Genomic DNA, 18,309 nt, shown 5'->3' with positions numbered 1-18,309 from the left:
CCTGGAGGGCGGTGTGTGCGGCGGGAACTGGGTGACGCCGCCGCCGCGCTTGCCCCCACTCGTCCCAAACCGCTATCCTGCCTGCATGAAGTCACGCGCCCATCACTCCGGTCTGGTGATGGCTGCCGTGTGGCTACGAATGTCTGGCCCATCCGGTCTGAACACGCGAACTCCCTGCGCCTGAGAACCTATAGACGGTTTTCAGGCGTCCTGCTGGAGTGCGGCCAGGCCGGGTCTTTTTGTCTTGAATTCTAAGGAGTGGAACACATGCACGTCTTTTTGCCCGATGGAAAACAACTGGAACTGCCGCAGGGAGCGACCGCGCTGGACGCTGCCCAGGCGATTGGCCCCCGGCTGGCGCAGGACGCGCTCGCCGCGACCGTGGGCGGCGTTCTGACCGACCTGCAAACGCCGTTGCCCGAGGGCGCACAGATTAGTCTGATCACCAAGAAGAATCCCGGACAGGCCCAGAGCGTCTTCCGGCACTCGCTGGGCCACGTCATGAGTCAGGCGGTGGGCGAGTTCTACACGCGCAAGGGCCATCCCAGGGAAGCGGTCAAGCGTGGGGTCGGCCCCAGCATCGAGAACGGCTTCTACCAGGACTTTGATCTGCCCGAGCCGCTGCGTGAGGAGGACCTGCCCGCAATCGAGGCGATCATGCGCGAGATCATCGGGCAGGGCCTGGACATCACGCGCTCGGAGGTCAGCAAGCAGGAGGCGCTGGAGCGCTTCGGCTTCGATCCCTACAAGGTTGAGCTGATCTCTGAATTGCCTGACGACCAGGCCATCACCTTCTATACCCAGGGCGACTATGTGGACCTGTGCCGCGGCCCGCACTTCCCGAACACCGGCAAGCTGCCCACTGCCTTCAAGCTGACGAGTACCTCGGGCGCGTACTGGCGCGGCAACGAGAAGAACCCCATCCTGCAGCGGGTCTACGGCGTCGCCTTTGCCAGCCAGAAGGAACTCGACGAGTACCTGGAGCGGCTGGAAGAGGCCAAGCGGCGCGACCACCGCAAGCTGGGACGCGAGCTGGAACTGTTCACGATTGATCCCCTCGTGGGCAAGGGCCTGCCGCTGTGGCTGCCCAACGGCACAGTGCTGCGCGAGGAACTCGCGGGCTTTCTCAAGGAGCAGCAGTTCCAGCGCGGGTACCAGGGCGTGATCACGCCGAACATCGGCAATCTGGAGCTGTACAAGACGAGCGGCCATTACCAGAACTACAGCGACAGCAACTTCTCGCCGATCACCGTGGACGACGAGCAGTACATGCTCAAGCCCATGAACTGCCCGCACCACGTCCGCATCTACGCGAGCAAGCCGCGCAGCTACCGCGACCTGCCGGTGCGGCTGGCCGAGTTCGGAACTGTGTACCGCTACGAGCAGTCCGGCGAGCTCAATGGCCTGACGCGCGTGCGCGGCTTCACGCAGGACGACGCCCACATCTTCTGCCGCCCGGACCAGCTCAAGAAGGAATTCCTGGATGTGCTGGACCTGACCGTGCTCGTGCTGCGGACCTTCGGCATGAACGACGTGCGTTTCCGGGTGGGCACCCGTGACCCGGAGAGCGACAAGTACGTGGGCGACGCCGCGAACTGGGACCTGGCCGAGGGGCAGATCATCCAGGCGGTCGAGGAAGTCGGGCTGCCCTACAGCGTCGAGCCCGGCGACGCCGCCTTCTACGGCCCCAAGCTGGATTTCGTGGTCAAGGACGTGCTGGGCCGCGAGTGGCAGCTGGGCACCATTCAGGTGGACTACAACCTGCCCGAACGCTTTGACATCAGCTATGTCGGCGAGGACGGCCAGGACCACCGCCCCATCATGATTCACCGCGCGCCTTTCGGCAGCCTGGAGCGTTTCGTGGGCATCCTGATCGAGCACTACGCCGGAGACTTCCCGCTGTGGCTCGCGCCCCGGCAGGTCGCCATCATTCCCATCGCCGACCGTCACAATGCTTATGCCGAGGAACTGCGCGCCGAACTGCACGCGGCGGGCCTGCGCGCCGAGGTGGACGATTCCTCCAACCGCATGAACGCCAAGGTCCGCTCGGCCGAGCTGTCCAAGATCCCGGTGATGCTGATCGTGGGTGATAAGGAACAGGAAGCGCGGCAGGTCAGCGTCCGTGAGCGCACCCCCAGCGGCCATCAGGAGCGCAAGGGCGTGGGCTTTGACGACCTCAAGGCCGAGTTGCTGGAGCGCTACAACAGCCGCAGCTAGCGGTCCGGGTGCCCCACGCGGGGCGGGGGCGGGAGGCGGGCGAGCGCGCCCGCCCCCGCCCCTTAATCTGGATTACGGTCCCTCCCCTCCAAAAAGGACATACTCTTGCGATGACCACCGCGAATCCCCCCGCCACCCTGGGTGCCGACCAACTGATGCAAGAGCAGCTGGAGCTGCCCGGACTGAGCGCCCTGACCGAGCAGTGGCTGAGTGCCATCGGTGAAGATCCGCAGCGCGAGGGGTTGCTCAAGACCCCGCACCGCGTGGCCAAGGCCTGGAATTTCCTGACCGACGGCTACCGCCTGACCCTGGAGGCCGCCGCCGGGGACGCCGTGTTCGAGGCCGAGGGCAGCGAGATGGTGATCGTCAAGGACATCGAGTTCTATTCGATGTGCGAGCACCACATGCTGCCCTTCTACGGCCGGGCGCACATCGCCTACATTCCCGACGGCAAGATCCTGGGTCTGAGCAAGTTCGCGCGCATCGTGGACCTGTACGCCCGGCGCCTGCAGGTGCAGGAGCGCATCACCACCCAGCTGGCCGACGCCATCGAGGAACTGCTCGCTCCCAAGGGGGTGGCCGTGCTGATGGAAGGCACCCACCTGTGCATGGCCATGCGCGGCGTGCAGAAGCAGAACTCCTCGACCACCACCAGCGCCATGCGCGGCACCTTCCGCGACGATCCGCGCACCCGCGCCGAGTTCATGAGTGCGGTGCAGACCACGCTGCGCTCGCGCTGAGCCACAACAGTCCTGAAGGACAAAGGAGCAGGGCCGTGACGGTGGTCACCGGCCCTGCTTTTCAGGCCCGGAGTTAGTCGCGCCGTTCCAGCCAGCCCGCGATCCAGGGCAGCTTTCTTTGCACCTTGTCGGCCATACCGCCCCAGTACCGGCGCGACCAGCCCTCGATGTTGCGCTGTTTGCCGCGCGCAATCGCCATCGCTCCCTCGGGAACGTCGTCGTGGACGGCGCTGCCGGCGGCGATGAAAGCGGCGTCTCCCACCGTGCGCGGCGCGATCAGCGTGCTGTTGCTGCCGATGAAGACGCCCGCGCCCACCGTGCTGCGGTGCTTGTTCACGCCGTCGAAGTTGGCGATGATGGTGCCTGCCCCGACGTTGGTCTCCGCGCCGATCTCGACGTCTCCCAGGTAGGCGAGGTGCCCGGCCTTGACCCCGGCGTCCAGATGGGCGTTCTTGGTCTCCACGAAGTTGCCGATGTGGACGCCCGGCCCCAGCACGCTGCCGGGGCGCAGGCGCGCGAAGGGCCCGACGTCGCTGCCCGCGCCAACGTGCGCGCCTTCCAGCACGCTGTGGGGTTTGACCACCACGCCCGCTTCCAGCACGCTGTCGGTGACCACGCTGTATGCCCCCACCGTCACGCCGTCTGCCAGGCGGGTGCGCCCCCGCAGAATCACGCCGGGTTCCAGAATCACGTCGCGGCCCAAGGCCACGCCGTCCTCGATGCGGATGCTGTGGGGGTCTTGCAGGGTCACCCCGGCCTGCATGTGGGCCATGTTGATGCGGCGGCGCAGGATGGCTTCCAGCTCGGCCAGGCCGCGCCGGTCGTTGGCGCCCAGCACCTCGTCGGGGTCGCTGAGCTTGAAAGCGTGGGCCTGCTCGCCCTCGGCGTGGTACAGCTCCAGCAGGTCGGTCAGGTAGTACTCGCCCGCCGCGTTGTCGTTGGTGATGCGGTGTGCCAGCCCCGAGGCGCGCGAATCCATCAGGTACACGCCGCTGTTGAACTCGCGCACGATCTGTTCGTGGGGCTTGAGGTCCTTTTGCTCCACGATGCGCTCGACGTTGCCCTCCAGATCACGGATGATGCGGCCATAGCCGGTGGCGTCGGGCAGCTCGCCGGTCAGGATGGTCAGTGCGCTGTCGCGCGTGCGGTGGTCTTCGAGCAGCGCGCGCAGCGTTTCGGTGCGCAGCAACGGGGTGTCGCCGTACAGCACCAGCACGTCCGCGTCCGCGTGGTCCCCCAGCGCATCGATGCCGCACACGAAGGCGTGGCCGGTCCCCTGCTGCCGGTCCTGGCGTGCGAAGACCAGCTGGGGCTGATGGACCGCGCCAGGGTCCGGCGCGCCCTGTGGTCCGGTCAGCGCCGCCTCCACCTGCCCGGCCCCGTGGCCGGTCACCACGACCACGTTGCGCGCGCCCAGCTCACGGGCGGCCTTCACCGCCCACGCGACCATCGGGCGGCCTCCCACCGGATGCAGCACCTTGGGCAGGGCCGAGCGCATACGGGTGCCCTGGCCCGCTGCGAGAATCACCACGTCCAGCGGACGGTTGTCTTCAATCATTCCACTTCACCTGACCGGCAGTGTAGTGCAGCGGTCCGTCCGGGCGGGCGGGGTTTTTCATATCCGTTCGTGGCGCGGCGCACCCGGGCACGCGGGCTGCCGGTCAGGCGCCACAATGCCGGTCATGCAACGCCTCGCAGTGATTCATACCGGCGGCACCATCGCCAGCCGGCCCAGCCCGGACGGACGCGGCCTGACGCCCCAGCAGGCTCCCAGCGTGCCGGGCTTGCCGGGGGTGGAGGTCCGCGACTTCCAGCCCTTCACCCTGCCCAGTCCACAGGTCACGCCGGCGCACATGCTGCAGCTCGGTGACCTGATTGCGCGCGTGGCCCCCGAGCATGACGGCGTGGTGGTCACACACGGCACGGATACGCTGGAGGAAACGGCCTTCGCGCTGCACCTGTTGCTGGACACCCCCGCCCCCGTGGTCCTGACCGGCAGCATGCGCCACGCCGAGGAGGTGTCCTGGGACGGTCCCGGCAACCTGCTGGACGCCGCCGGGGTGGCTCTGCACGCCCGCAGCGCCGGGCGCGGACCCCTGGTGGTGTTCGGCGGCGACATCTTCGACGCCCGCACGGTGACCAAGGTGCATACCACCGCGGTGGACGCCTTCGGCGGCTACCCGGGCCCCATCGGGCGGATTGACCGTGAGGGCGATACCGCCCACCTCAAGTACTTCGCCGGCCCCGAGCCGCGCGTGAGTTACCACCCGCCCCACCTGAACGCGCGCGTGGACATCCTGTACGCCTACGCCGGCTGGCGCGGTGAGGGCTACGCGGCGGCGCGGGCCGGGGCCGACGGCATCGTCATCGCGGCGCTGGGTACCGGCAATCTGCCGGCCGAACTGCTGCCCCTGATCGCGGCCACCCGGCAGCCGGTGGTCATTGCCACGCGTACGCACGCCGGGCCGGTGCTGCCGGTCTACGGGTACGCGGGGGGCGGGGCGACGCTGGTGGACGCCGGCGCCATTCCGGCCAGCTTCCTCAATGCCCACAAGGCCCGCATCCTGCTGCTGACGCTGCTGGGCTGTGGCCTGGACCGCGGAGAGATCCGCAGGGTGTTCACGCAGATGGAGTTCTAGCACCGGCACCCGCCCACAACATCAAAAGCCATCGCCCGGTCCTCCGGGCGGTGGCTTTTGATGTTGTGGGCGGGTGGGGGAGAAGCCTCCAGTCGGGGTGCGGGCCAGGAGACCGGGACCCCACCGGGGAGCTCCGCTCCCACTGGCTTCAGTCCAGGTCCAGCCGGATCAGGAAGCGCCCACACGAGGGGCATTTCACGGGGGGCAGTTTGCCCAGCGCCGCTTTCTGCTGCACGTTGACCGGCAGGACCACGTTGCAGCCGGTGCAGCGTCCTCCCCGGATCTCCACGACCCCCAGACCCTTCTTGGCCTTGCGGATCATGTCGTATTCGCGCACAGTGCGGGCCTCCAGGCCGCCCACCAGCGCGGCGCGTTCCTGGCGGTCGGCCTCGCCCTGATCGCGCAGGTCCTGCACGCGGGCCTCGTCACGTTCCTCGAGCGCGTTCAGGGTGGGGCGCAGGGCGCGGTGCTGGCTGCGCAGCTCGGCGGCCTTCTCGTTGAGTTCGCGCTGGCGTTCACGCAGGGGCAGCAGGTCCTCTTCCATCTCGTCGGCGCGCTCGCCGAGCTGCTGGATGCGGCTGCCGTACTGGCTCTGGGCGCGGGCGTCGAAGGCGCTCTTCTCCTGCTCCTCCTGGGCGCGCTCGATCTGGGCGCGGGTGCCCGCCAGATCCTGTTCCTGAGCACGGACCCGCTTGTCCACCCCCTCGAGGGTGATCTCGGTGTCTTCCAGGTCGTTGTTCAGACGCTCCTGCTCGTTGCGGGCGGCGCGCAGGTCGTCGGGCAGGTTCTTTTCCTCGTCGCGCAGGCGGTCCAGATTGAGATCGAGTTCCTGAACGCGGTGCAGGCGACGGAGGGGGGAGGTATCACTCATCGCTTCCAGTCTACCCCCAACGCCGGTCATCGGGCGGAGACCAAATGTGCTCTAAACTGGGAAGCGTTCCTGTTCCCCGTGGGGGAAGCCCAATTTCTGGTCCTGACCGCTGTGGTCGGGGCCATTTTGTGTTGCATGACCGTTCGTCCACAGGAGGCTCCATGCACCCCACCCGGCATCCCACCCGCACTGTCTTGCTTGCGCCGCATTCGAACGCCGGGGTGCGGGTGGCCCTGAGCGCCTACGACGCCCTGTGGCTGGCCATCCGCGGCGGCGCGGCGGTGCTGAACCGCGACGACATCTGCCCGCTGGCGCCGGGATTTGCCGCCAACCTGATCGTGGGGTATTCCGGGGCCACGCACGACTCCGCAGCGCCCTGCTGTGTACCCCGCCGCGCGCGGCCCTCAACATGGTGGGGGGCCGGGTGATGGTGGGGAACGGGAAACTGTCCGGCGTGGACCTTTCGGTCCTGGTGGAGCGCCACACGGCCCACGGCCACCGCATGATCGGGGGTGAGGTGGCCGCACACACCAAAAAAAACTCCCGCACGAAGCGGGAGGTTTTGTCTGGCGGGCCCTGTAGGACTTGAACCTACGACCCTCGGTTTTGGAGACCGATGCTCTACCAACTGAGCTAAGAACCCATCTGCCATTCAAAGGTGCCGCGCGGTCACGCGGGCCCAACCAAAATAGCAGAGGCCCGGCGGACGTGCAAGGCGGCTCTCCCGGCGGCGCGTTACAGCACGCCGCCCCCCAGCAGCAGGCGCAGCGCAGCGAGCACGGCGACGACCGCGCTCAGGGTGGTGGCTCCCCGGTCGCGGCTGAGTGCGCCGAACACCAGCCCCAGCACGGCGGGAGGCAACACCACCAGCCAGTTCAGCCACCCGAACAGCGGCAGCAGCCCCAGCAGCAGTCCCAGGGCGGCGAGGATGCCAAAGATCAACGAGAGGACTCTCATGCCCCCGATTACGCGGCGGAGGCCGCCCGGGTTGCATCTGCCCGGGCCGCGTCTGCACGGGTTGCGTCTGGGCCGGGCGGACAGCCTGCCAGGGAGGGGCGCTAGCCTGGGAACCCGATGACCTCCTCTTCCTCTGCCCGGCGTCCTGCGGCGCGTCTGCCTGCCGGGGCCCGGAGCCGTGCTCCGCAGGTCCTGACGGTGCTGGATACCCTGTACCCGGACGCCCGCACCGAACTGGAGTTCCGCACGCCGTTTGAACTGCTCGTCGCCACCGTCCTGAGCGCCCAGGCCACCGATGTGAGCGTGAACGCCGCTACTCCTGCCCTGTTCGCCCGCTATCCCGACGCCCACGCCATGAGCGCGGCCAGCGCCGAGGACATAGAGCCCCTGATCCGCCGCATCGGACTGTACCGGGGCAAGGCCCGCAACCTTGCGGCGCTCGCCCGCCTGCTTGTCGAGCGGCACGGCGGCGAGGTCCCCGACGACTTCGCCGCCGTGGTGGCCTTGCCCGGTGCGGGCCGCAAGACGGCCAATGTCGTGCTGAGCAACGCATACGGGTATCCGGCCATCGCGGTGGATACCCATGTGGGCCGTCTGGCCCGCCGTCTGGGATTGAGCACCCAGACCAACCCCGACAAGGTGGAAACCGACCTGCAAAAACTGTTTCCGCGTGGGCGCTGGGTCTTTCTGCACCACGCGCTGATCCTGCACGGGCGGCGGGTATGCCACGCCCGCAAGCCGCAGTGTGGGGCGTGTGGGCTGGCGTCTTTCTGTCCGAAGGTGGGGGTGGAGGGTGCGGAGCAAGGCCGTTAACCCACCCGCAGCCGGAGGGCCGGCATGAACTGGCGCTTTTCCCGGCAGGTCTGGCTGTACCTGGCGTCTGTCTTCTCGTTCGGGCTGGCCCAGGCGTTTCTGGTTCTGTTCCTGAACTTCTATCTGCGGGCGCTGGGCCTGGGAGCCGAGTGGCAGGGCTTCATGAATGCCCTGCCCGCGCTGACCCTGGTGTGCCTGAGTCTGCCCGCCGTGGCGCTGGCGCGGCGCATCAGCAACGCGCACACCATCAAGATCGGGGTGGCGCTGAGCCTGCTGGGCACCCTGGCGCTGGCGCTGGCGGGCGGGGCCGGTCTGCCGGTCGTGGCGGGCGTAGTCGTGGGGGCGCTGGTGCAGGGCAGTGGAGCGGCGCTGCTGATTGTGGCGGGTTCGCCCTTCATGGCCAACAACAGCACCGACGAGAACCGCGTGACCCTGTTCAGTGTGCAGAGCGCCCTGATGACCGGCGCGGGCTTTCTGGGCAACCTGCTGGGCGGACGGATTCCGGAACTGTACGCCGCCGCCACCGCCACCGAGCCCGCGGGACTGGGGGCGCTCCGGGCCGCGCTGCTGGTTGCCACGGCGCTGCAGCTGCTGGGGCTGGCTCCGGTGCTGGCCCTGAAGCCCACGGGCAAGTCGTCCCAGACCGGCCGCAGCTTCGCCGTGCAGGACTGGGGCACCATGGGACGGCTGGTGTTTCCCAATCTGCTCGTGGGGCTGGGGGCCGGGGCCACCATTCCCTTCCTGAACATCTATATCGAGGGCCGTTTTCAGGTGAGCTACGCCAGCCTGGGCCTGCTGTTCGCGTGGGCCAGTCTGGCGACGGCGGCGACGGCGCTGCTGCAGCCGCTGCTCGTGCGGCGACTGGGGCAGCTGCCGGCGGTCCTGCTCGTGCAGGCTTCCAGCCTGCCGTTTCTGGCGCTGCTGGGCTTTGCGCCGCAGCTGTGGCTGGTGACCATCGCGCTGTTCACCCGCGGAGCGCTGATGAACGCGGCTGGCCCGGTATACGGGGCCTACGCCATGTCGGCCCTGCCGGAAAATGACCGCCCCATGTACTCGGCCGTGAACGTGATCGCCTGGGACCTGGGCTGGGCCGCGAGCAGCATTCTCTCCGGCGTGGTGCGCGGTCAGCTGCCGTTCAGCACGGCCTTCAACGTGCTGTTCGGCTGGACGCTCGCCATGTACGCGGCCAGTGTGGCTGCCATCTACCTGGGACTGTACCGGCGGGCCCGGCGGGCAGCGCCGGCCTCGGCCACCTGAGCGGCTCTGGTCTGTCCCTGGTCAGGGGATGTAGGGGACCCGGCCCATGTTCAAGGTTTCCATGACCATGTGGGCCGCTGTGCGTGAATTTGCTCACCCGCATCCCCCCGCTGGGGTCAGTGTCGGGCGGGACTAGGCATGAACCGGAGCGGCGTGTTACGGTGCGCCCAACAGCTTTACATCAATTGCTTCGGTTCCTCTCATCTCGCCCCCTGTGAGCCCCTGTCCGGATGCTGCAATTCTCATTTCAATCCTGGCGTGTTTCCCTGCTGACGACGGTCCTGCTTGCTTGTGCGGCTTCGGCCCGGGCGCAGGTTGCCCCTCTGCCTGCCCAGGCAGTCACCGTACAGACGGTCACTGTTCAGGCGGGCGACACTGCCTACGCCATCGCCCGCCGCGTCGGTCTGCGGGTGGAGACCCTGCTGGCCCTCAACCACCTGACCGCACCCGACCTGAAGGTGGGACAGGTGCTGCTCGTGCAGGATCCATACCGCCACAGCGTGCAGCCGGGGGAGACCCTGTATGCCCTGTCGCGCCGTTACGGCGTGAGTGTGGACGCCCTGCTCGCCGAGAACCTGCTGCCGGTCGGCGCGGTGCTGACGGTGGGTCAGGTGCTGAAATTGCCCGTCTCCGCCATCCGGCCCGCCGCTCCGGTCGTGGCCCCCCTCGCCACCGCCCCGTTCCAGCCCGCTCAGGCTCCGGCCGCTTCCTCCAACTCCCAGCCCCTCCAGACTTCGTCGGGGGGGCTGCCCCCTTTGGTACTTCCGACAGCGCTGTCGGCTCCTCTCCGGAGTGCGGCGGGAGAACAGCCTGCGCTCCCCACCGCCGCGCTCGGGCCGTCCTGGGCAGCGCCCGAGCCGCTGCCCGCTCCTCCCGAGGCCCTGCCCGCGCTTTCCAGCGACTGGCGCAGCGCGGCGCTCGCCATGCTCGACACGCCGTATGTCTACGGTGGCACCACCCGCGCTGGCCTGGACTGCAGCGGCTTCGTCCTGCAGGTGTTTACGCCGCTGGGCGTACGCCTGCCCCGGGTCAGTGCCGATCAGGCGCGGACGGGCCTGCCGGTCGAGGCGGGGCAGTTGCAGCCCGGCGACCTGCTGTTCTTCGACACCGAGGGCCGGGGCCGGGTGTCCCATGTGGGCATCTACCTGGGAGACGACACCTTCGTGAGCGCCAACAGCTACCGGGGCAAGGTCAGCATTGACGCGCTGATGACCGACCGCTACTGGGCCCCGCGGTACCTGGGGGCGCGGCGGGTGCTGGGCACGCCCTACGCCCAGCAGGCCCCCTGAGCCCACCCGCCTGGCCTGCACGGTCGCTCCCGATCACGTGGACGCCGTGAAAAAAACTGGCGCAACGGGGTTTGGTCCGTTCCGCCAGTTCTGTGATGCCGCGGCGCCCTGTGGTTCTAGCTGTCGGCCTCGGGATCCTCATTTTCCAGCAGGGCCCGGAAGCCGTCGAGCGGCTCGCCGTCCCCGAGTTCGCGGGCGATCTTCTCGATGGCCAGCCGGACCACTTCACTCTTGCTGATCAGCCGTTCGGGGCTAGACAACTCATAAGCGGTCCGTGTCAGCAGGGCATCCTGTTCGTCGCTGATGACCACCTGCAGGCGTTTGCGTTCCTTCTTGGGCATGCCTCTCCTGAATGGGCCTCACGCGGCCCGGTGGGGGCGTGGGTGTGTGGGAAGCGTATCACGCAACCACACTCCCCTCAACATCCTCCTCACCATCAGCCGCAGGCGGCCGCGCGCCTGATGAGTTCATGAGGCTTCGCAGATAGACGAGTCTAGACGTGCGGTGAGTATGATGTGTAACATGCACCTGTAGTCGGGATGAATGCGTTCAACCGTCATCACCGTACCGCCCCCTCTGACCACCCCCCTGGGGTCCCCAGCAGAAAAAGGATGAAGCCATGCAATTGACCCCGCTCCAGATCAAGGGTGGCCGCCAGATCGGCGGCGAAATTACCGTTCAGCACAGCAAGAATGCCGCTCTTCCCGTCATTGTGGCCAGCCTGCTGACCCACGAGCCGGTGATCCTTCACGGCATTCCCCGCCTGAGTGACGTGTACACCATCCTTGACCTGCTTGCCCACCTGGGCACGGTTCACCGCTGGGTCGGCGACAACAGCCTGGAGTTGCACACCCCCGAGATCCTGAACACCGACGCGCCGTACGCGCTCGTGAGCAAGATGCGGGCGAGCTTCATCGTGATGGGGGCCATCCTGGCGCGTGCCGGAGAGGCCACCGTCAGCATGCCCGGCGGCTGCGCGTGGGGGCCGCGTCCGGTGGACCAGCACGTCAAGGCCTTCCGGGCGCTGGGTGTGGAGATCACCGAGGACGGCGGCAACTTTGATGCCCGGCGCTCGGCCAGCCTCAGCGGACGCTTTACCTTTGAGCTGCTGACGGTGGGCGGCACCCACAACGCCATTCTGGCGGCGGTGCTCGGAGACGGCGTCGTGATTCTTGAAAACGCCAGCATCGACACCGATGTGGTGGACATGGTGGAATTCCTGAACAGCCTGGGCGCCGACATCGAGGGTGCGGGAACCAACACCATCACCGTGCGGGGCGTGCCCGCCCTGCGCGGCGGCGAATACACCGTGATTCCCGACCGCATCGAGGCCGGCACCTTCATGATGCTCGCCGCCGCCACCCGCAGCCGCCTGACGGTCAACAACGTGCGCCCCGACCACCTGCGCGCCGTGACGGCCAAGCTGCAGGAGATGGGCGTGGAAATCACCGAGGAGGCGGGCCGCCTGATCGTGGACGCCACCGTGCGCGAGCTCAAGCCGGTGAACATCACGACCCAGAGCTACCCGGGCTTTCCCACCGACCTGCAGCCGCAGATGAGTGCGCTGCTGGCAACGGTGCCCGGCACGAGCGTGGTGCAGGACCCGGTCTATCCCGACCGCTTGACCCACGTGGCCGAATTGCACCGCATGGGCGCAAACATCACCGTCAGCGGCTACACCCAGGTAATCCAGGGCGCGGACCTGCACGCCGCGCCCGTCAAGGCCGCCGACCTGCGCGCCGGAGCGGCCCTGTTTATCGCCGCGCTGACCACCGAGGGCGAAACCGTCATTGACGGCGTGCAGTATCTGAACCGGGGCTACGAGCGTCTGGGCGAGCGTCTGCGTGGCATCGGGGCGAGCGTCCGGCAGCCGGACCTCGCGCTGGCAATGGACTGAGCGGTTACCCCGTTCAGGACGGGCTGACGGGCACGGCTCCGCAGACCGCCACCTCCGACAGGCGCCGGGCTGCCTCGGCGAGCACCTCGGGCGGCTGAATCAGGGCAAAGCGCACGAAACCCTCGCCGCGCTCTCCAAAAGCCCGACCTGGATTGACCGCCACGCCGGTGGTCTCGGCCGCCCGCACGGCGTAGGCCACGCTGTCGGTCAGGCCGGGCACGTGGGCCCAGACGTACATGCTCGCCTGGGGTAGGGCGACCTCCCAGCCCAGGGCGCGCAGGGCCGGGACCAGGGCGTCGCGGCGCTCCTGAAACACCGCCGCGCCGGCGCGGCCCACCTCATCCGGCAGGCCCAGCGCGAGCGCAGCGGCCCGCTGGATGCCCAGGTACGGATGGAAATCCACAGCTCCCTTCACGCGGGCCAGCGCGGCCAGAGCGTCGGCATCCCCGGCGGCAAAGCCCACCCGGAAGCCGCCCATGTGGTGCGTCTTGCTCAGCGAATGCAGTTCCACCACCCCCTGTACCCCCGCTTCCAGGGCGCTGGGGGCGCGGTAGTCGCCGAAGGTCAGCTCGGCGTAGGGATGATCGTGGATCAGCAGCGTGCCGCGCGCCCGGCACCACGCCGCCACCGCGCGGAAGAAGGCGGCGTCGGCCACCGCGGAGGTCGGGTTGTTGGGGTAGTTCAGCAGCAGGGCGCGGGGGCGCAGGTCGGCCGGAAGGGCGTCCAGATCCGGCAGAAAGCCGCGTTCGGGCAGCAGGGGCAGCGTCACCGCGCGCACGCCGGCCACCGCCGCCGCCCCCAGATACGGCGGGTAGCCCGGATCGGGCAGCAGCAGCGTGTCACCGGGGTCGGTCACCGCGAGCAGCAGGTGGGCCAGTCCCTCCTGAGCGCCGATCAGCGGCAGCACCTCGCGTTCGGCGTCGAGGTTCACTCCGAAGCGCCGGCCCAGATAGGCGGCAGCGGCCTCGCGCAGCGGGCGCGTGTCGCTGAACAGCGGGTAGCGGTAGGTCAGCGGATCGTGGGTCGCCTCACGCAGCGTTTCCAGTACGGCCGGTGAAGGAGCCTGATCGCTGCTGCCGATGCTCAGGTCAATGACCTCCCGTCCGGCCGACCGCGCCCGTTGCTTGGCCGCGTCCATCAGCGCGAATACGCTGCCCGGCACATCTGCTGCCCGCCGTGAACTCCACATGCGCTCAGCCTAGAGCACGCGCGTGGGCCCGCGCCACCGGGCGCCGGGCCCCACCGCCGCGGCTTACTCGTCGGCGCTCGCGGCGCCCAGGACTGGGATGGACACCGTGGTCAGGGTCTGTCCGCCCGAGTTCAGGGCGATGGTGGCGGTCTGGTTGATGGCCCTGCCGGTGTCCGCGCGGCTCACTGTGACGTGCAGCAGCACCAGATCGCCCTGCCGGGTCACGCCGTCGAGCGTGATGGTGGTGCCTGCGTCCAGGTCGCCGGCGCTCAGGGTCAGGTCGCTGGGAACCGTGCCGCCCAGGTCCGCGACGGGCACGGCGATGGCCATCCACGAACTCTCGGTGTACAGCGCCGTATAGCTCAGGTTGCCGTCGGTGGCGGTGACCTGCATGGGCGAGGCGGCGAAGGCGCTGCTGACGGTCAGGCTCAGGCCCAGGATGGCGGACAGAATGGTCTTGTTCATGGTGTGCTCCTTTGGGGCGGGGGCGGCGCGGTGCCTTCTCCCGTCTGAGCAAAGGATGCGGGCGGGCTGTGCAGAAGCCGTTTACGGGCTGTGCAGATTCTGTGAAGGGCCGTGCGAGGCCGGTCTGCCGGGCGTGCCCTCCTCCCAGCTGCCTACAGCTGAGCGCGCTGGCCTCCGTTCGGCGCTAGCCTGCCGTCATGGCCGACGCCAGCCTGAGTGTTCTGACCGCCATGATCACCCCCGCCGTTCTGATCAGCGGAGCGGGCACGCTGCTGATGAGCACGAGCACGCGGGTGGGCCGCGCCACCGACCGGGTGCGGCACCTGACCGCGCGCTTCCGCTTTCTGGTGTCGCCCGAAGGCCAGCAGGAACCGCGTGCCCGCGAGGAAAAACGGCTGATCGTGCGCCAGTTGCCCCGGCTGGCCCGCCGGACCCGCCTGCTCGTGCGGGCCATGACCGCGCTGTACGTGGCCGTGGCGCTGCTGGTGCTGACCAGCATCCTGATCGGCGGGTCTTCGCTGCTCGGCGAGGCGGCGGGGCTGCTGCCGGTGGTGGTGGCGGTGCTGGGCTCGGCCTCGCTGGCGTTTGCCGCGCTGCTGCTGAGCTTCGAGACCCGCCTGAGCGCCCGCACCACCCGCGAGGAGATGGGGTTTCTGGTGGGTCTGGGCGAACATTACGCCGCCCTGTATGACGATGCGTATCCCGAGGCAGAGGAAAGAACCCCAGCGGACCTGCGCACGGAGTAGGCCCGCGCCGCCCGCAGGTGGCCCCAGAGAATTCCGTCCCAGCCGACTTTCTGACCGTTCGGTCGGGGACGGCTGCCCCGGCCGGACGCGCTATGCTGCGCGGTGTGAGTGTGCTGCCCGTGTTCCTGAATCTGTGCGCCCAGCGGGCGGTGGTCGTCGGCGGAGGTGCCGTGGCGCTGCGCCGCGTTCGTACCCTGCTGGCCGCAGAACTGCAGGTGACGGTCATTGCCCCCGAGCTGCACCCGGACTTGCGTACACTGCCGGTTCAGCTGGAGCGCCGGCCCTACCGGGAGGGCGATCTGATGGGGGCACGGCTGGTCGTGGTGGCCACCGACCGGCCAGACGTCAACGCCGCCGCCGCCGCCGAGGCGCGGCGTGTCGGCGCGCTGGTGAACCATGCCGCCGACGCGACGCTGGGGGAGGTGCGCTTTCCAGCGACCGCGCAGCGTGCGGGCGTTCAGGTGGCTGTGGGCACCGGGCGCGAGCTGCCCATGCTTGCGCGGGCAGTCGCCGAGCGGGTGGCCCAGCTGCTGCCCGGTGACGCGCAGATCAGCGGCTGGGTCACGGCCCGCGAACAGGCCCTGAGCCTGGAAGGTGCGGGCCGCGAGAGCGCGCTGCAGCGCCTGCGTGACGACATCCAAGCCGCCCTGGGAGTGCCCGCATGACGCTGGCCTGTCCCACCGCCCGCACCCTGCTGCGCCAGGCGCATGGGCCCACGCCCGATCCGCTGGATTTCGTGGTGGTCGGCCTCAACCACCACACTGCTCCGGTCGAGGTGCGCGAACGCGCCGCCGTGCGTGCCGGCGAGGAAGAGGCGCTGCTGGCGCATCTGGGCCAGCATGCCCGCGAGGTGATGCTGCTTTCCACCTGCAACCGCACCGAGGTCTACTTCGCCGGGCTGTCCGGCGACGCGCTGGCGGCGTTTCAGGGCGCGTGGGGCCACGCCCTGGAAGACCACCTGTACAGCCACTGTGGTGAAGCCGCCGTGACCCACCTGTACCGGGTGGCGGCCGGGCTCGACAGCCTGGTGATCGGGGAGACCCAGATTCAGGGACAGGTCAAGCGGGCGTGGCAGGACGCCCACGCGCGCGGCCTGAGCGGCACCCTGTTGAACAAGATTGCCCAGGGAGCGCTGGCCGCCGGCAAGCGGGTCCGCAGTGAGACCGGCCTGAGCGACCGCGTGGTCAGCGTGTCCAGCGCGGCCGTGGAACTGGCGGGCCTGGCGCTCGGGGGCCTTTCTGGGCGCACCGCCCTGATTCTCGGTGCGGGCGAGACGGCCGAGCTGACCCTGACGCACCTGCGCGCCGCCGGAGTCGAGGACGTGATCGTGGTGAACCGCACCGCCGAGCGGGCCCGTCAGCTGGCCGAGAAACTCGGCGGGCGGGTCTGCGCCGCCGAGTACCTGCACGAGGCGCTGCCCGAGGCCGATGTGGTGATTGCGTCCAGCGCCGCGCCGCATTACGTGCTGCACGGAGAGGCGGTGGCGGCGGCGCTGGCGGGGCGTGAGGACCGCGCCATGTTCCTGATTGACATCAGCGTGCCGCGCATCCTGGCCCCCGACATTGCCGACGTGCGCGGCGCCCACCTGCTGAACCTCGACGACCTGACGGCGGTGGTCAACCACAACATGCAGGGCCGCCGCGCCGCGTTGCCCCGCGCCGGAGCGATCATCCGCGAGTCGGTCGCCGACCTGAACCGCTGGCACCTTACCCGGCAGGCGCAGGGGCTCAGGAGCGTGCGCCGCGAACTGGCCGTGGCGAGCGACTGAAGGAAGCCTGAGCGCTGCGGGGGAGGCCGGAAGCTGTTTTCCCGCCTCCCTTTCACTTGCCGCGCCGCATTTCCCGTACCCTGGCGTCATGTGGACCTTTCTTCCCTCGGGCGGACTGCGCGTGACCGGCGCGGACCGTGTGGACTTTGTGCAGGGGCAGATGACCGGCGACCTGCGCGGCGCGCCGACGCCGGGGCTGGTGGCCTGCGCCTTTCTGAACGTGCGCGGACAGATCGAGCACTTCGCGCGGGCGTACCGGCGGGCCGATGACGTGTACCTGCACCTGGATGCCGGGCAGTCGGCCTCGCTGCTCGCCCGGCTCAAGCGTTACATCATCTTCGATCAGGTGGAGCTTCAGGACGTGTCGGAGACGCTGCGCACCGTGCATGTCTGGCGTGCCGACAGTTTGCCCGGCTGGCAGGCCGATGGTCCGGACGCGCAGAGCTTCGAGCTGGGGGGCGCAACGGTGCTGGTCGGACGGGTGAACCGCACGGGGGAGGCGGGCGTGGACCTGCATTACCTTGCCCAGCACGAGGATGAGGTGCGGGCTGTCCTTCCGGGCGAGGAGGTGTCCCTGGCCACCCTGGACGCCGCCCGGGTCCGCGCCGGGATTCCCGACATTGCCCGCGACGGCTTTACCGGCACGCTGCCGCAGGAGGTGGGCCTGGACGTGGGCGGGCCGCTGCCGGCCATCAGCTACCGCAAGGGGTGTTACGTGGGCCAGGAGATCATGGCCCGGCTGGAGGCGCGCGGCAATGCCCGGTACCACCTCGCCCGGCTGGCGGGGGAGGGCTGGGAGGCCGGCGCGCAGGTCGTGCGTGACGGCAAGGTGGTGGGGCAGGCCGGCCTGAACGCGGGCGGCCTGAGCCTCGCGCGGCTGCGCAAGGAACTGCCGGAGGGTGCCGAGGTTCTGGTGGGGGGCCGCCCGGCCCACGCGCACCAACTGGCGGCCCGCGTCTGAAGCGGCCCATGCTGGAAGCCCTGATTCAGGAAATGCGTGCCGGTCGGGCGGGGCTGATCCGCGCTGCCCGCCGCGTTTACCTGTGGGCCCTGCTGGCCCTGGCCCTGCCCGGTGCGGTGCTGGGGGGGCTGCTGGTCTGGACCCGTCCGGTTCCGGTGCCTCTCCCCGCGCTGCTCATTCTGGGAGGGGTGGCGCTGGGGGTATCCCTGGTGGCCCTGACCCTGGCGCGCTACGCTGCCAGGAAAAAAGACCAGCCCGCACATCAGGCTGCCCTGACTGCGGCGATCCAGGCGGCGACGGTTCCCGGAGTGCCGCTGCTGCTCGCCTGCGCCACCCTGTCGCAGGGGTGGGCGGTCCTGTCGTTTCTGATCCTGGCACTGATTCTGCACCTGTGGGTCTGGAAGCAGCTGCCCGACTGGGTGCGGGGCCCGGAAACCGCCGACACCACGGGTTCCTGAACAACAGAAGCAGGCGGCGCACAGGAGATTCCCTGTGCGCCG

The 18,309-nt window shown here is 69.1% G+C and carries 19 protein-coding genes and 1 tRNA gene; 13 read left to right on the top strand and 7 right to left on the bottom strand.

Features of this window, described 5'->3' with window-relative positions:
* Positions 1–267: 267 nt before the first annotated feature.
* Positions 268–2,217: a threonine--tRNA ligase gene (thrS, locus tag IEY21_RS07580; RefSeq protein WP_188903018.1), complete on the top strand. Its 1,950-nt coding sequence runs from the start codon at positions 268–270 to the stop codon at positions 2,215–2,217.
* A gap of 110 nt (positions 2,218–2,327) precedes the next feature.
* Complete coding sequence (gene folE / locus IEY21_RS07575) at positions 2,328–2,957, top strand: GTP cyclohydrolase I FolE (RefSeq protein ID WP_188903017.1); 630 nt, start codon at positions 2,328–2,330, stop codon at positions 2,955–2,957.
* A gap of 73 nt (positions 2,958–3,030) precedes the next feature.
* On the opposite strand, the gene glmU is transcribed toward folE, so the two are convergent.
* Entirely contained in the window at positions 3,031–4,515 is a 1,485-nt protein-coding gene (glmU, locus tag IEY21_RS07570; protein ID WP_188903015.1) for a bifunctional UDP-N-acetylglucosamine diphosphorylase/glucosamine-1-phosphate N-acetyltransferase GlmU, read from the bottom strand.
* 124 nt (positions 4,516–4,639) lie between these two features.
* Here glmU and IEY21_RS07565 point away from each other — a divergent pair, with 124 nt between their 5' ends.
* A complete protein-coding gene (locus IEY21_RS07565) occupies positions 4,640–5,596 on the top strand; it encodes an asparaginase (protein WP_188903013.1) in 957 nt (318 codons plus the stop codon).
* A gap of 148 nt (positions 5,597–5,744) precedes the next feature.
* Here IEY21_RS07565 and IEY21_RS07560 read toward each other — a convergent pair whose 3' ends face one another.
* Positions 5,745–6,467 carry a zinc ribbon domain-containing protein gene (locus IEY21_RS07560; RefSeq protein ID WP_188903011.1) on the bottom strand — a complete coding sequence of 241 codons (723 nt, stop codon included), beginning with the start codon at positions 6,465–6,467 and terminating at the stop codon, positions 5,745–5,747.
* A 161-nt stretch (positions 6,468–6,628) separates the two neighbouring features.
* On the opposite strand from IEY21_RS07560, the gene IEY21_RS07555 reads away from it, so the two are divergent.
* Positions 6,629–6,895 (top strand): hypothetical protein, encoded by a 267-nt coding sequence (locus IEY21_RS07555; protein WP_188903009.1) that lies wholly within the window; start codon positions 6,629–6,631, stop codon positions 6,893–6,895.
* Positions 6,896–7,034: 139 nt separating this feature from the next.
* Here the strand turns inward: IEY21_RS07555 and IEY21_RS07550 are convergent.
* Together IEY21_RS07550 and IEY21_RS07545 are read right to left on the bottom strand one after the other, a co-directional pair.
* Positions 7,035–7,110 (bottom strand) — tRNA-Trp (locus IEY21_RS07550).
* 92 nt (positions 7,111–7,202) lie between these two features.
* Complete coding sequence (locus IEY21_RS07545; protein WP_188903007.1) at positions 7,203–7,424, bottom strand: hypothetical protein; 222 nt, start codon at positions 7,422–7,424, stop codon at positions 7,203–7,205.
* A 117-nt stretch (positions 7,425–7,541) separates the two neighbouring features.
* On the opposite strand from IEY21_RS07545, the gene nth reads away from it, so the two are divergent.
* The 3 genes from nth to IEY21_RS07530 all read left to right on the top strand — a co-directional run bounded on the left by nth (position 7,542) and on the right by IEY21_RS07530 (position 10,783).
* On the top strand, positions 7,542–8,237 hold the full coding sequence (gene nth / locus IEY21_RS07540) for an endonuclease III (protein WP_188903005.1): 696 nt from the start codon (positions 7,542–7,544) through the stop codon (positions 8,235–8,237).
* Positions 8,238–8,261: 24 nt separating this feature from the next.
* A complete protein-coding gene (locus IEY21_RS07535) occupies positions 8,262–9,494 on the top strand; it encodes an MFS transporter (protein ID WP_188903003.1) in 1,233 nt (410 codons plus the stop codon).
* A gap of 230 nt (positions 9,495–9,724) precedes the next feature.
* Positions 9,725–10,783 (top strand): C40 family peptidase, encoded by a 1,059-nt coding sequence (locus IEY21_RS07530; RefSeq protein WP_188903001.1) that lies wholly within the window; start codon positions 9,725–9,727, stop codon positions 10,781–10,783.
* Positions 10,784–10,899: 116 nt separating this feature from the next.
* Here the strand turns inward: IEY21_RS07530 and IEY21_RS07525 are convergent, their stop codons facing one another.
* Entirely contained in the window at positions 10,900–11,124 is a 225-nt protein-coding gene (locus tag IEY21_RS07525) for a transcriptional regulator (RefSeq protein WP_188902999.1), read from the bottom strand.
* Between the two features lie 278 nt (positions 11,125–11,402).
* Here IEY21_RS07525 and murA point away from each other — a divergent pair, with 278 nt between their 5' ends.
* On the top strand, positions 11,403–12,680 hold the full coding sequence (murA, locus tag IEY21_RS07520; protein ID WP_188902997.1) for a UDP-N-acetylglucosamine 1-carboxyvinyltransferase: 1,278 nt from the start codon (positions 11,403–11,405) through the stop codon (positions 12,678–12,680).
* Between the two features lie 13 nt (positions 12,681–12,693).
* On the opposite strand, the gene IEY21_RS07515 is transcribed toward murA, so the two are convergent.
* Both IEY21_RS07515 and IEY21_RS07510 read right to left on the bottom strand, forming a co-directional pair.
* Complete coding sequence (locus tag IEY21_RS07515; protein WP_188902995.1) at positions 12,694–13,869, bottom strand: aminotransferase class I/II-fold pyridoxal phosphate-dependent enzyme; 1,176 nt, start codon at positions 13,867–13,869, stop codon at positions 12,694–12,696.
* A 63-nt stretch (positions 13,870–13,932) separates the two neighbouring features.
* Entirely contained in the window at positions 13,933–14,334 is a 402-nt protein-coding gene (locus tag IEY21_RS07510) for a hypothetical protein (RefSeq protein WP_188902993.1), read from the bottom strand.
* 197 nt (positions 14,335–14,531) lie between these two features.
* Between IEY21_RS07510 and IEY21_RS07505 the strand changes: the two genes are divergently transcribed.
* The 5 genes from IEY21_RS07505 (at position 14,532) to IEY21_RS07485 (ending at position 18,267) form a co-directional block, all read left to right on the top strand.
* Entirely contained in the window at positions 14,532–15,080 is a 549-nt protein-coding gene (locus IEY21_RS07505) for a DUF2721 domain-containing protein (protein WP_188902991.1), read from the top strand.
* A 104-nt stretch (positions 15,081–15,184) separates the two neighbouring features.
* Complete coding sequence (locus IEY21_RS07500; RefSeq protein ID WP_229752961.1) at positions 15,185–15,745, top strand: precorrin-2 dehydrogenase/sirohydrochlorin ferrochelatase family protein; 561 nt, start codon at positions 15,185–15,187, stop codon at positions 15,743–15,745.
* Positions 15,742–16,848, top strand: a complete 1,107-nt coding sequence (hemA, locus tag IEY21_RS07495) for a glutamyl-tRNA reductase (RefSeq protein WP_188902987.1) — start codon at positions 15,742–15,744, stop codon at positions 16,846–16,848. The genes IEY21_RS07500 and hemA overlap by 4 nt, the downstream gene beginning before the upstream one ends.
* Positions 16,849–16,936: 88 nt before the next feature.
* The gene (gene ygfZ / locus IEY21_RS07490) at positions 16,937–17,809 is read left to right on the top strand and encodes a CAF17-like 4Fe-4S cluster assembly/insertion protein YgfZ (protein ID WP_188902985.1); all 873 of its coding nucleotides are present in this window, start codon (positions 16,937–16,939) and stop codon (positions 17,807–17,809) included.
* Between the two features lie 8 nt (positions 17,810–17,817).
* Complete coding sequence (locus IEY21_RS07485) at positions 17,818–18,267, top strand: hypothetical protein (RefSeq protein WP_188902983.1); 450 nt, start codon at positions 17,818–17,820, stop codon at positions 18,265–18,267.
* Positions 18,268–18,309 lie beyond the last annotated feature (42 nt).

Source organism: Deinococcus aerophilus (assembly GCF_014647075.1).
Taxonomy (GTDB): domain Bacteria; phylum Deinococcota; class Deinococci; order Deinococcales; family Deinococcaceae; genus Deinococcus; species Deinococcus aerophilus.
Note: the sequence above shows the minus strand (reverse complement) of the source record. Positions and strands in the feature narration are given on the sequence as shown.

Bases quoted from the DNA above. Each gene is read 5' to 3' on its own strand.
- thrS (WP_188903018.1), top strand. From the start codon at position 268: ATGCACGTCTTTTTGCCCGATGGAAAACAACTGGAACTGCCGCAGGGA.
- folE (WP_188903017.1), top strand. From the start codon at position 2,328: ATGACCACCGCGAATCCCCCCGCCACCCTGGGTGCCGACCAACTGATG.
- glmU (WP_188903015.1), bottom strand. From the start codon at position 4,515: ATGATTGAAGACAACCGTCCGCTGGACGTGGTGATTCTCGCAGCGGGC.
- IEY21_RS07565 (WP_188903013.1), top strand. From the start codon at position 4,640: ATGCAACGCCTCGCAGTGATTCATACCGGCGGCACCATCGCCAGCCGG.
- IEY21_RS07560 (WP_188903011.1), bottom strand. From the start codon at position 6,467: ATGAGTGATACCTCCCCCCTCCGTCGCCTGCACCGCGTTCAGGAACTC.
- IEY21_RS07555 (WP_188903009.1), top strand. From the start codon at position 6,629: ATGCACCCCACCCGGCATCCCACCCGCACTGTCTTGCTTGCGCCGCAT.
- IEY21_RS07545 (WP_188903007.1), bottom strand. From the start codon at position 7,424: ATGAGAGTCCTCTCGTTGATCTTTGGCATCCTCGCCGCCCTGGGACTG.
- nth (WP_188903005.1), top strand. From the start codon at position 7,542: ATGACCTCCTCTTCCTCTGCCCGGCGTCCTGCGGCGCGTCTGCCTGCC.
- IEY21_RS07535 (WP_188903003.1), top strand. From the start codon at position 8,262: ATGAACTGGCGCTTTTCCCGGCAGGTCTGGCTGTACCTGGCGTCTGTC.
- IEY21_RS07530 (WP_188903001.1), top strand. From the start codon at position 9,725: ATGCTGCAATTCTCATTTCAATCCTGGCGTGTTTCCCTGCTGACGACG.
- IEY21_RS07525 (WP_188902999.1), bottom strand. From the start codon at position 11,124: ATGCCCAAGAAGGAACGCAAACGCCTGCAGGTGGTCATCAGCGACGAA.
- murA (WP_188902997.1), top strand. From the start codon at position 11,403: ATGCAATTGACCCCGCTCCAGATCAAGGGTGGCCGCCAGATCGGCGGC.
- IEY21_RS07515 (WP_188902995.1), bottom strand. From the start codon at position 13,869: ATGTGGAGTTCACGGCGGGCAGCAGATGTGCCGGGCAGCGTATTCGCG.
- IEY21_RS07510 (WP_188902993.1), bottom strand. From the start codon at position 14,334: ATGAACAAGACCATTCTGTCCGCCATCCTGGGCCTGAGCCTGACCGTC.
- IEY21_RS07505 (WP_188902991.1), top strand. From the start codon at position 14,532: ATGGCCGACGCCAGCCTGAGTGTTCTGACCGCCATGATCACCCCCGCC.
- hemA (WP_188902987.1), top strand. From the start codon at position 15,742: ATGACGCTGGCCTGTCCCACCGCCCGCACCCTGCTGCGCCAGGCGCAT.
- ygfZ (WP_188902985.1), top strand. From the start codon at position 16,937: ATGTGGACCTTTCTTCCCTCGGGCGGACTGCGCGTGACCGGCGCGGAC.
- IEY21_RS07485 (WP_188902983.1), top strand. From the start codon at position 17,818: ATGCTGGAAGCCCTGATTCAGGAAATGCGTGCCGGTCGGGCGGGGCTG.